Source organism: Veillonella atypica (assembly GCF_041431435.1).
GTDB lineage: Bacteria > Bacillota > Negativicutes > Veillonellales > Veillonellaceae > Veillonella > Veillonella atypica.
Map to the genome: position 1 here is coordinate 520,850 of NZ_JAPVXV010000001.1, position 12,112 is coordinate 532,961.

The window sequence follows — 12,112 nt, forward strand, 5'->3', positions numbered from 1 at the left end:
TATGCTCCTTAGAAATCTTTACCAACGAATTTGATTTTCCATTGGTTATTGTTATTTTTATGAGAATCTTTATATGTTAAATACATATCAAAGGAGTGCAAATCACGATGGTATGTGTAATAGATAGAATCCACATCGCCACTCATCATATTTTGTTTAACACTCACCGAAATATCATCGAGACGTGTCAATTTAAAGGAACCACCATAGATGAGCTCCTTAGGAAGCTCTGTACTATCAAAGCGATATGGCGAGTTATTATAGTTAATATTGCGTTGATTATACGATACCCACGCATTAACTCTAGGTCCTACAGCTGTACGGAATTGAGCGCCCCAGTACGGCATGCTACGTATCGACTTATCATAGCCATAATAATCGCGTTGATAACCGCCGAAGAATCGCAAAGTACCATCTTTCCAAAGGTTGATAGGATCATGAGATACTTCTACCTTATAGTCCTTATGGACCCCCTTTACAGATCCTTCCTTCCAATAACCAATACTTGTTTCACCACGTGCAGTAAATGGAGATTTACCAATATGGTACGTATGTGTATCAAGACGTAATTCGCCGATTTTTTCTACCCATACGGTTTCATCATTATATTCATTGGATACTTTACTATACCCGATGGATGCAGTTCCCCAAGGTAAGAAATAGCGATATCCAATTTGAGGCTTAAATCCAGATTTTGAATACCATTTGTAATCAAAATACGCTTCACCAGATTTACCCAATGGAATTTCTGCATTACCACGCAATCCAATGCCATCATCACTATTATAAATAGGACGAGGCATAATAGAAAATGCACTTACTTTACCTTGTTTATCTCCACGTATAGATTTTGTATAAGATTTCAAGCTAAAAAGTTTAAAATTCTTGATGTAAAAGCTTGGATGTTGAATAACCACCTTATCGCCAGGGTAAATTTTAATGTCTTCACCTTCAATACGGTAATCAGGTGTATGCTTAAATGCCATCGCATGCTTAGATGTAATCATACCTTTTTCGATGGAACCGGTTTGACCATCATAGGATAAGTTCTGCCCCTTCACATAATACGGATCAGACCAACCTTGCGTATGACCGGCATCAAAATGTTGGTCACTGGTACGATAGGTCATAACATCACCAGTAAGATCTTTAGTTTTACCGCCATCTTCTAAGTAGCGATACGGACCATCAGCAGTTCGATACTCTGTGGTTTTTGTATTACCAGTGATACGATTAGCTAGTAATGTGCGATTACCTTGAGTAACCACTACATTACCAAAAGCATTTACATCGCCAGTACTACCGGAATATGTCATCTTATCTGCATCTACACGAGTTGGTAACTTTTCTGTCGGTGCAGTAATCGGTGAAGCACCACGACGAACAACACGAATATTGCTGCGTTCAGGTGTCGAAGGTTGTTGCAGTTCACCTGGATAGGATTCAGATATACTATCTAAACTATCTTGATATGTAATTGAGTCTGAAGCAGCCCACGCTGGCTGGGCTAAACAAAGCAAGCATGCTGCCACGAGCCATTGTACTCTTTGTTTCCTCATGGTTACTAAACTCCTCTATTGGTTACGCTTTACTACGACGATTGGTTGTGAAACATTTTCTGCTGTATCATTTGTATCTTCTACTTCTTCTGAATCAGCAGTGTTTGTATCTTCTTCGTCAGTGTTCACAGTTGAATCATCTGCTTCATCCACAGTGCTATCTACGGAATCATCATTCGCAGTCGGTACTGTCACGGCTTCAGCTAATTCATCATCACTATGAGCTAACCCATCACCACCAATAACAAGACCTTGAATAGATACAGAGTCTTGAGGTTGAATAAATACAGTGGAGCCTACTGGGTAATCAATATTTTTACCCTTAATGAAAGCACCACCTACTAAGCCAACAGGGCCAAGTAGAACTGCACCAGCCACAGAGGCACCAGCTGCTTTAATTTCGCCCTTTGTTTTTTCCTTAGCCTCATTACCTTGTACAGCAGTAAATTCTGTACCATCAATAGCAGGAACAGAGTCAAAAGTTATATCTAATGCACCATTACGTCCAAAAGAGCGCGCTTTTTTCAATGATGTAATCGTTGCAGAACCTACAGTACCAGCTGGCACCAACAATACATTGCCATCCATTACATTTTCAGCAACAGTGAATTTAATTGTATCTCCTTCATGACTTGTTTTTGTGGATACTGCATCATTTAGTGTTACCTTGAACACGTGATCAGAAGATAGTGTTCCTACTTGATTTGTAAGAGTTACATTACTACCATATACCTTGGTTTTCAAGCTAATAATACGTTTTTGTAATGAACCTGTTGAAATTCTACCATTCACACTACGTTCCATCTTTTCAACACGTTCTACCAAGGAACCATCATTAATGCTGTTTTGGTATGTATATTCAAGTGCGTCCATTTCTTCACGCAATGAAATATTAGTACCACTACCTTCAACGGAATCATATAAAGAATCTACACGTTTACTCAATGTAGCAGTATTGCCAGAAAATCCGTTGCCGTATACAGTTTCATCCAATTGATTAATACGATCCACAACGGCACCATCTTGAGGTGCACCATATACAGTGCTTTCTAATACTTGTGTTTTTTCCGTTACTGTACCAGGAGCAGCAAATGCGGTACCTGTCAACAAAGATGCCATCAAAAGTGTAAGTACTTGCTTCTTCATATAATCCTCCACAACTTATCCTCTATGGGACATATACGTTAAACAGCACAATAAGCACGGGCCTAAGACCGTGCTTATTTTCTGAGTACTTCTAAGGAAGTATCTCAGTGGCCATTAAATTTTTAAATCAATAAGTGCAGATACACCTACACCTTGAACACGGGAAGCGCCCACTGGATTTGTACTATCTACTGGTACTAAACCTTTAACACGAACCATGCCATTAAAGCTACCTTCAACTTGAGCAACAGCCTTAACTTGTTCGATACTAGATGCAGGTCCTGTTACTTGAGCAGCACCAATATATCCTTTTGTACCAATACTAATGATAGGTACAACCTTTGTAGTATATTCAGTACTCAAATTATTTTGTTTTAGTAATTTATTTAAGAAAGAATCAATTTGTGGACCAAATTTACTAACTAGAATGCCAACGCCACCAATTTTAGCAGCACCACCAAGGATACTACTTAAGCCGCCAGCTTGAGTGGTTAAAATGCCACCAAATGCAGTTGTAGTTAAACAAATTCCTAGAACAGCGGTCATAATTTTCTTTTTCATGATAAGCCTCCTAATAGATACTTATATTTTAACAAATTCTATACATAGTTTCTAGTGAAAGTATAAATACTTACACTTAAAGATAGTAAAATTATATAAAAATACAATGAGTTTATTATGAATTTTATGCAATTTAATTTTTAGCTATGTTTTAACCGCAAATCATACAATTATAACCAGAAGACTTAACAGATTCGAGGCACTTGATCTTCACCCAATAAATCTACTAGACGAACACCGCCAATCGATGTTTGTAGGCCTACTTTACCAATATTTTTATCCATGGTTACACCGATATGAGTCGCTTCACAGCCTTCTGGATAACTATGTAAAATATCTAGCACATCATTTGTTACAGACGGCTCTACAACGAAAATACATTTACCTTCATTTGCTAAGTATAAAGGATCGTAACCTAAAATATCACAAACGGAACGAACTTCATCATGAATGATAAACTTAGATTCCTCAACCTTTATCCCCACTTGACTTTGTTCGGCAATCTCTTTAAGAACAGTACCCACACCACCGCGCGTAGGATCACGCAATAGTGCAACCTGAGGCCCTACTGCATTTAAAACAGCATGAACCATATGGTTCAATGGAGCACAATCAGTCTTAACAGAGTCTGATAATTCTAGCCCAAATCGTTGTCCCATGACAGCTATAGAGTGATCACCAATAGATCCGGACAGAATAATATCCATATTAGGTTTTACGAAATTCGGACCTATATTTATGCCATCTGGAATCATACCAATGCCGGCTGTATTGATATAAATTTTATCAACTTCACCTTTTTTTACGACCTTCGTATCACCCGTCACAATTTGTACATTCGCAAGCTTTGCCATATCAGACATGGTGCTTAAAATTGTTTCTAATTCGTCGAAAGGAATACCTTCTTCTAAAATCAAACCACAGCTAAGATATTGTGGAACAGCGCCATTCATAGCTAGGTCGTTAACTGTACCGCATACAGCTAATTTACCGATATTACCACCCGGGAAAAAAGTGGGCTGTACAACATAGGAATCCGTTGTGAAAGCCATTCGCCCCGAGTCTACCGGAAATTGTGCCCCATCATGTAAGGGAGCTAACAAATCATTAGTAAAATATTTTAATATAAATCGTTCTGTCAATTCGTGGCTAAAACGGCCACCATTGCCATGAACTAAACGAACTCGTTCCATTAATCCTCCCAGGCTAATCCGCCACTAGAAAAGCCATACTTATACCATGCAGCACAACTACCTTCTACAGATACCATACAAGCACCTACTGCATGATCCGGTGTACATGCTTTTCCAAAAAGCGGGCACTCATTGGGTTTGATTAAACCTTGTAATACACTACCACATTGACAGCCTTTAGGATCAAGAGATGGTTTTTCTAACTGTATAGGTAACACCTTTTCTGCATCTAGAAATGCATAGTCATCATTAAGCTGTAACCCAGAACTTGGAATTATACCAATACCACGCCATGCATCATCACAAACATCGTATATTTCATTCATCATACGCACAGCCACAGGATTGCCTTCCTTCATAACAACAGAGTGATAGGTATTACCTACTTCAAAATGACCACTTTTCCGTTGTTCTAACATATTGACGATAGCAGATAATATTTCTACCCCATCAAACCCAGCAATGCAGGATGGAATTTTATACTCATCCGGTAAAAATTGATATGGTTTTTCGCCAATGATAACACTGACATGCCCAGGCAAGATAAAGCCATCAATTTGTCCTACTTGTCGGTCTAATAAGGCGCGTAATGCAGGCGGAACCAATTTATGAGACACCAAGAATAATACATTTTTCACGCCAGCCTGTGCTACAGCTTTCACAGTGGCACCGATGACAGCAATCGTCGTTTCAAACCCTATAGCTAAAAATACTATATATTTATCCGGGTGTTTTTTACTTAGTTCCAACACTTCTAACGGCGTATAGATAACATGAATATGAGCGCCCTGTGTTTGAGCTTCACTAAGACTGCTATAACTACCTGGCACCTTTAGCATATCCCCAAAGGTTGCAATAATAACATCATCTCGTTTTGCATACTCTAACGCTTTATCCATATACACTTGATCAGTTACACACACAGGACATCCAGGGCCACTGACTAATTCTATTCCCGAAGGCAATAATTGTCGTAACCCTTCTCTAAAAATAGAGACTGTATGTGTGCCACAAACTTCCATAAGTCGCACCCGTTCACCAGGTGTATGTAGTTCGCTAATACGGTGTAATAAAGCATCAGCTGTTTTCTGTTTTTCCTGCAAAGTAAGCTTCTTCAAGTTCTTCCAACTCCCGGAAGGCATCTAAGGTTGCCTTCGCTTCTTCTTCATCTACAATTTGAACTGCAAAACCGGCATGTACTAATAACCAGTCTCCCACCTTTGCATCTGGCACGAGAAGCAAACTACAATCGCGCGTTGCACCTGTTAATTCTACTGTGCCAATGGCTTCATTAATAGAAATTAACTGTGCTGGTACTGCTAAACACATACGCCCTCCTTTTGTAAATATACTTATACATCTATTTATAACTATTAATCCAAATATTTTGATTAATTTAATTGTATCACAAAACTAAGAACTCTTATGTAACCAATGATACGTTTATATATTTTTTTGATGAGCAATCCACAATTGTCCCAACGATAAACCACCATCATTACATGGTACTTTTTTATTAATATATAATGTGCCATGGTGCCATTTATGTTGTAAGGAGGCTAATAATCTGCGATTTTGAAAAACGCCACCACCGATACATACATCATCGATGCCATAGCGCTCACACAAATCAGCTCCAACTTCACAAATAGCAATGGCCAGTGTTTTATGGAAGCTCGCCGCTAACGAGGATACACTTTCACCTTGAGAATAGCCATCCATAATCTGTTGAACTGCAGGCACGAGATCTAATACTTGCCCATCATAGTTAAAATCTAACAATCGTCCTTCTTCATTTGCACATGCAGATTCTAATGCTATGGCGATCTGTGCATCAAAAGAGTGTTCATTTCCTAAGCCCAACAAACAACCAATCACATCAAATAATCTACCTGCACTAGATGTCATCATCATCGACATGTCTGATTGCAATGCCTTATCTAGAATTTGCCAGCCTTTAGGCAATGTGGTTAACCATGTTTTGTATATATTAGGTAACTCTTCTCCATAATAATTCCGTAAGTACCATAAAGCTTGACGCCATGGTTCTTTTACCGCTTTTTCACCACCAGGCAAAGGCGCTACATGTATATGGGCAACACGCATATACTCTGCGCCATAACATAGCATAAATTCGCCGCCCCAAATCGTATCATCGTCACCATACCCAGTGCCATCAAAACAAATTCCAAGAACAGGATATTTTAAATCGTATTCAGCCATAACAGCTGCGATGTGACTATGATGATGTTGGACCTCTATAGCCGGAAGATTTAGCGTTTTACTTAATTGTCGACCATAATTAGAAGAGAAAAATGATGGATGCTTATCCATGACAATTGCTTTCGGCTTCACATCAAACAGCTGTTCATATCGTTCGATGGTCCACTCAAAAGTGTTATGAGTTGATTCACTTGCTAAATCACCTATATGAGGTCCTAGCAATACTTCCTGCTTTTTATTAATCGCAAATGTATTCTTTAAATCACTACCCATGGCGAGTATCGGTAGATCTGTAATCGACTCACAATGAATCGGTTCAGGAATATACCCGCGACTTCGACGAATTAAAATAGGTGTATCTTCCACCACTGATACAATCGAATCATCTACAGGTGCATAAATTTGACGATTATGTGTCAAAAAATAATCTGCTATAGTCTGCAATTCTAAAAAAGCTTTTTCATCATCATATATAACGGAATCACCGCTCGCATTACCACTTGTCATAACCCATTTCGCATCATGCGGTACTAACACATGATGGATAGGTGCATACGGTAACATAACACCAATTAAATGATTATTAGGGGCTACTAACTCACTTATAGACGCATGAAAATTATCATTTTTCTCTAATAAAACAATAGGCCTTGCCATAGCGCTTAATGCATCTAAGTCTCCATCGCTAACGACGGCAAAGTCTTCTACGATATCAATGGAACCTGCCATAATAGCAAACGGCTTATCCTTGCGATGCTTTCGCTCCCGTAATGTTTGTACTGCTTTATCATTAGTAGCATCACAAACCAAGTGATATCCACCAATTCCCTTTAATGCAATAATCGCACCATTTGATATCATTTCTATAGCAGTTTCAAAACAATCATCAACGATACAGAGATTACCATTCTTATCTAATAGTTGGTAGCTCGGTCCGCATTGTTCACAAGCATTTGGTTCCGCATGATACCTACGACCATTCACATCAACGTATTCCTCATGGCAAGCTTCACACATGGTGAAATCAGACATGGTAGTTCGTTCTCGATCATAGGGCATGGATTTAATAATGGAATATCGAGGTCCACAATTGGTACAGTTGATAAAAGGATAATCATACCTCCTACCAGATTCCTTCATTTCAGCCAAACAATCATCACACGGTGATGTATCGGCACTAATAAACGTATTTACAGTACCATCCACAGGAGACTGAGCGATAACAAATTCCTTATCATCATCATTTACAGATGGATCAATCTTTGTAATGCTCACATGTGTGATACGGCATAATCGCGGCTGTTCTTCCTGAATCGTATCAACAAATAATTGCAATGTATCTATGTCGGATTGGGCCTCTACATATACACCGGAACTATCATTATATACAAATCCACTAATCCCTAATTGATGGGCCCACATAGAAACAAGGGGTCGAAATCCGACCCCTTGTACAATACCTGTAAATCGAATCCCCCAACGTTCAATAGTTTGTTTTTTATCCAATCTAGTGTCCATAGCGGCTCCTATTACAAAATATATCTTATTTAAAATGTCTATCCTAATGCTACAGGAATACTACCATCGATGCCAGCTTGTTCAAGTTCAGCTTGAATCATGATAGCACATTCAATTCGTTTCTTTTGTAGACGACAGCCAAACTCATAAGGCGTTTGTAAATCTCCACCCAATGTAATGTTATTGGCATGACAGCCACCAGAGCAGAAGAATTTAGCCCAACATTCTGCACAGGTAGGTTTTGTAAACACATGTGTGTTACGGAAATCCTTTGGAATTTCAGTATTTTTTAAACCTTCGTATACATTACCAAGTATATAACCATCTTTGCCTACAAATTGGTGACATGGATAAATATCCCCATTTGGTACTACCGCCATATATTCATGACCAGCCCCACAGCCACGCAAACGTTTTGCCATACAAGGTCCACGGTACAAGTCCATACGGAAGTGGAAGAAATTAAATTTCTCACCCCACCCGTCCTTTTGACGTTGCAAATATATATATGCTAATGTTTCATATTCCTTCTCAAGCGTTGGCCAATCTTCTTCGCGAAGTACATAATCGCCTTCTTCACCTACTACAGGCTCCATAGATAAGTGTTCAAAGCCTAAATCAGACATAGCCAATACATCTTTAGTAAAATCAAGATTCTTATGCGTATATGTACCACGTACATAATATTCTAAACCATGACGTTGCTTTACAGCATTTACAAGATTTTTAGCAATATACTCATAAGAGTTAGCTCCACTGCCAGCGACTGGGCGCATAGCATTATGCACATCTTCTCGGCCATCTAGAGACAAGACCAAGCTCATTTTATGTTCGTTTACATAATCGATTTTCTCTTGAGACAATAACATACCATTAGTAGTCAACGTCAATTTAAAGATTTTATTATGTTTTGGCGCCTCTTGCTCGATATATTCTACAGTTTGTTTCACCACGTCCCAATTAAGAAGGGGTTCACCACCGAAGAAATCGATTTCGCAATGTTGACGAGTGCCACTCATTTGAATGAGAAAATCAACAGCACGTTTAGCTACATCAAAGCTCATCAATTCGCGTTTTACACCGCCGTAATCGCCTTGACTAGCAAAGCAATATTTACATGCTAAATTACAGTCATGGGCAATATTAAGACACAATGCTTTAACGATTGGTTTTTCCCCAACTACAAGCTTGAATTCGGTGCTCATAGGAGCAAAGAGTTGTTCTGCAGCGATGAGCTCATCTAATTCATCCATGATTTCATTTAATTCTACAGGATCCTGAGAGCTATCTAACGCTGCATGGACTGCATCACGATTGGTGCCGTCATATATATCTAATACTTTATCAATGAGTTCATCAATAACGTGAATGATACCGCTATTTACATCTAAACAATAGTAGTTATCTTTCATCCGAAACTTATGGATCATTGGTTTTAATTCTAACATGGTACCTCCAAATTATGTGTATGTGAAAGCGCTAAACTATATAGAACTTTCTAGATAATTGTACCACATTTTTTGTCCATCGTGCTAAAAGTCCTCATAAATATATACCATAAACAGTATGTATATATTACATACATAAAAAAAGAGAGCCATCGGCTCTCTTTTTATTATTTTTGTTTGCAAACTTGGTTGCCTACTGTACAGCTTGTTTTGCAAGCGGATTGGCAAGAAGTTTGGCATTCACCACAACCGCCAGTTTTAGCAGTTTTTTGTAAAGATTCAGTGTTGATTGTACGAATACGTTTAGCCATGATTATCCTCCTCAATACTTATTGTATTACTGTTATTTTATCATAGATATTCAAACTATGTAAAATATAAATTATTTTTGTACGTCCTTACGCAATGCTTTTCGCAACGCCAATGCAATCGGTGTTACGATAACGCCTGCAAAGATGGCTTCTGGAATACCATGAGTAACAGACAATACTAAAATAGTTCCCATAACTTGATCAGATGAAAGATGCATTGCCTGTGCGAACATATCCGCGTATATCACATAGATTAGCCCCATTACCATACATGTATGGAATATAGTGCCCATAAATGCAGAAACTATCAAGCGTGGACCTTGTGGTACCTTCCATAATGCTTTGTATACCAAAACAGCCAATACAGGGAATATAATCCGAGGTAATACTGATACTAACGGATTAATAAACAGTGGTGACAAAATATTTGGTGCCGTAAAATTTTGCCAGAAGCTATATACACCAAAAATCAATCCTACGAACGCACCAACCTTAGGCCCTTCAACTAAGGCACCAATTAATGCTGGGACATGTAATGTAGTGACATTCAATGGTCCTAACGCCATAATACCATAGCCAGAAAGACCTAGAATAATAGTAATGGCCGCTAATAGACCCACAATGGTTAATTCGCGCAATGTTAAGCCCGATTTCGTAACGGTTTCCTTACTCTGTTTACGCTCCGATTGTGTCGCTTGTTGTTCTTGGATTGATACCTGTTGGTTACCATCCTTCACATTTTCATTCATAAAAATCCTCCTCCGCTCTCATTCTCTTGGGATATGAGTCGAAACTAGAAATAAAATTAACCTTTGCTCTTAGTAAGAGCTTTTATTACACCTATCTCTACTAATTTACCAATTAGTACAGATACGATAATAAACACAAATTCCAGTAATCCTGGTGTAAAGAATACAAGTGGATTACCTTGATAGATTGGAAATACCGTAGGTGCTATTGCTTTCACAAATTCCGGAATATACCCACCATATAATATATGACCATTCATAGCTAATAGCATAGCAGCAGTAACGACAATACGCAATAATCTCGTCCCTTTATATTCACCATTTCGAGGGTACATATAGAATGCAAAGACTAACATCGAAATGATGATGAATAGGAATTCCCCCACCAAAGCATTCAAACTAATGGTAGGGCCAAAATAAGCTGCCATGATAGGATCCGTTAAATTGATGTAAAAAATAGAACCTAAATAGATAAATGGAATCGGTACAATATACACGGCCATATCTAAAGCTTCATCAACAGCACCCCATCTATGGCGACGTTTGAAGAAAAATGTCATCAATAAAGCTACCAACTCAAGCAAAATCTGTATAAAAAAATATACACCTAAAAAGACTAGTACTATAAGCGCTTGATTTTCCAATGTTACATTGAACGGCGTAGTGAATAGATTAATAACCGTAAAAATAGCCCAACTGTATACATGGTACCCCATATGAATTGGCAATTCACCAAATTGTCCTTGTCGCATCCGTTGTAAGAGAACAGGTACCAATAGAGATAAAACGGGAAATGTGAGATAGGGAGATCCCAAACCGGTTTGATGTAATACAGCAGTCACTACACTTACAAAAAAGGCACTAACTAAAGTAAATACAATAAATTGCTTATTCATGTGAACCTCCCAGCAATTGAGAAATTAAATAAGCTATAATGAGAACAATGGTAACTTGACCATACATACCGACAAGGAAGATAATATCACGTCCAACGGATGGCAAGCCCCAAAGCCAATTTAAATCCAACCCAAGAAACATTAGCTTATAGGTAGCAAACTGAATAACAGCCCAACCCAGCACATATATAATGCGGTTAATCCGTTTGTTTTCAGCGCCAAATGTACTAGCTTTAAACGATAAATAGGCCCAAGGGATACACAAGGATAGCAATAAATACCATACCAATGCCACTGTAGCACTAGATCCATTATGAATCATATAAGAAATAACAGGAATGGCCACGATAAATATATTCATATATAGTGATCGTTTACAAATATCTAATATAGTGTTCATATACGTTCTCCTAAGATAATTAATCACTTGATATTGTACACTACACACCAGTAAAATGCCACAAAAAAAGACCTCTTATAGAAATTTTCTATAAGAGGTCTTTTAATA

General features: G+C 38.3%; 12 protein-coding genes. All 12 read right to left on the reverse strand.

Translation table 11 applies throughout. The features are described from left to right. Window positions 1-8: 8 nt before the first annotated feature. The 12 genes from O3598_RS02480 to O3598_RS02535 all read right to left on the reverse strand — a co-directional run bounded on the left by O3598_RS02480 (window position 9) and on the right by O3598_RS02535 (window position 12,004). On the reverse strand, window positions 9-1,559 hold the full coding sequence (locus O3598_RS02480) for an LptA/OstA family protein (protein ID WP_005380916.1): 1,551 nt from the start codon (window positions 1,557-1,559) through the stop codon (window positions 9-11). A gap of 15 nt (window positions 1,560-1,574) precedes the next feature. Next, the gene (locus tag O3598_RS02485) at window positions 1,575-2,705 is read right to left on the reverse strand and encodes a hypothetical protein (protein WP_009660849.1); all 1,131 of its coding nucleotides are present in this window, start codon (window positions 2,703-2,705) and stop codon (window positions 1,575-1,577) included. Between the two features lie 114 nt (window positions 2,706-2,819). Next, complete coding sequence (locus O3598_RS02490) at window positions 2,820-3,266, reverse strand: hypothetical protein (protein WP_005376809.1); 447 nt, start codon at window positions 3,264-3,266, stop codon at window positions 2,820-2,822. 185 nt (window positions 3,267-3,451) lie between these two features. Beyond that, window positions 3,452-4,459 (reverse strand): hydrogenase expression/formation protein HypE, encoded by a 1,008-nt coding sequence (gene hypE / locus O3598_RS02495; protein WP_227068157.1) that lies wholly within the window; start codon window positions 4,457-4,459, stop codon window positions 3,452-3,454. Then, window positions 4,459-5,577 carry a hydrogenase formation protein HypD gene (gene hypD / locus O3598_RS02500; protein ID WP_371451641.1) on the reverse strand — a complete coding sequence of 373 codons (1,119 nt, stop codon included), beginning with the start codon at window positions 5,575-5,577 and terminating at the stop codon, window positions 4,459-4,461. The genes hypE and hypD overlap by 1 nt, the downstream gene beginning before the upstream one ends. Next, the gene (locus O3598_RS02505; protein WP_005376745.1) at window positions 5,537-5,788 is read right to left on the reverse strand and encodes a HypC/HybG/HupF family hydrogenase formation chaperone; all 252 of its coding nucleotides are present in this window, start codon (window positions 5,786-5,788) and stop codon (window positions 5,537-5,539) included. The genes hypD and O3598_RS02505 overlap by 41 nt, the downstream gene beginning before the upstream one ends. A 114-nt stretch (window positions 5,789-5,902) precedes the next feature. Then, window positions 5,903-8,200 carry a carbamoyltransferase HypF gene (hypF, locus tag O3598_RS02510; protein ID WP_038125173.1) on the reverse strand — a complete coding sequence of 766 codons (2,298 nt, stop codon included), beginning with the start codon at window positions 8,198-8,200 and terminating at the stop codon, window positions 5,903-5,905. A gap of 38 nt (window positions 8,201-8,238) precedes the next feature. Then, window positions 8,239-9,648, reverse strand: a complete 1,410-nt coding sequence (gene scfB / locus O3598_RS02515) for a thioether cross-link-forming SCIFF peptide maturase (protein WP_038125171.1) — start codon at window positions 9,646-9,648, stop codon at window positions 8,239-8,241. 167 nt (window positions 9,649-9,815) lie between these two features. After that, window positions 9,816-9,959 (reverse strand): six-cysteine ranthipeptide SCIFF, encoded by a 144-nt coding sequence (gene scfA, locus O3598_RS02520; protein ID WP_004693318.1) that lies wholly within the window; start codon window positions 9,957-9,959, stop codon window positions 9,816-9,818. Between the two features lie 71 nt (window positions 9,960-10,030). After that, a complete protein-coding gene (locus O3598_RS02525; protein WP_156717666.1) occupies window positions 10,031-10,708 on the reverse strand; it encodes an ECF transporter S component in 678 nt (225 codons plus the stop codon). Between the two features lie 56 nt (window positions 10,709-10,764). Next, a complete protein-coding gene (locus tag O3598_RS02530) occupies window positions 10,765-11,604 on the reverse strand; it encodes a hypothetical protein (RefSeq protein WP_009660868.1) in 840 nt (279 codons plus the stop codon). Next, the gene (locus O3598_RS02535) at window positions 11,597-12,004 is read right to left on the reverse strand and encodes a hypothetical protein (RefSeq protein WP_005376838.1); all 408 of its coding nucleotides are present in this window, start codon (window positions 12,002-12,004) and stop codon (window positions 11,597-11,599) included. The genes O3598_RS02530 and O3598_RS02535 overlap by 8 nt, the downstream gene beginning before the upstream one ends. Window positions 12,005-12,112 lie beyond the last annotated feature (108 nt).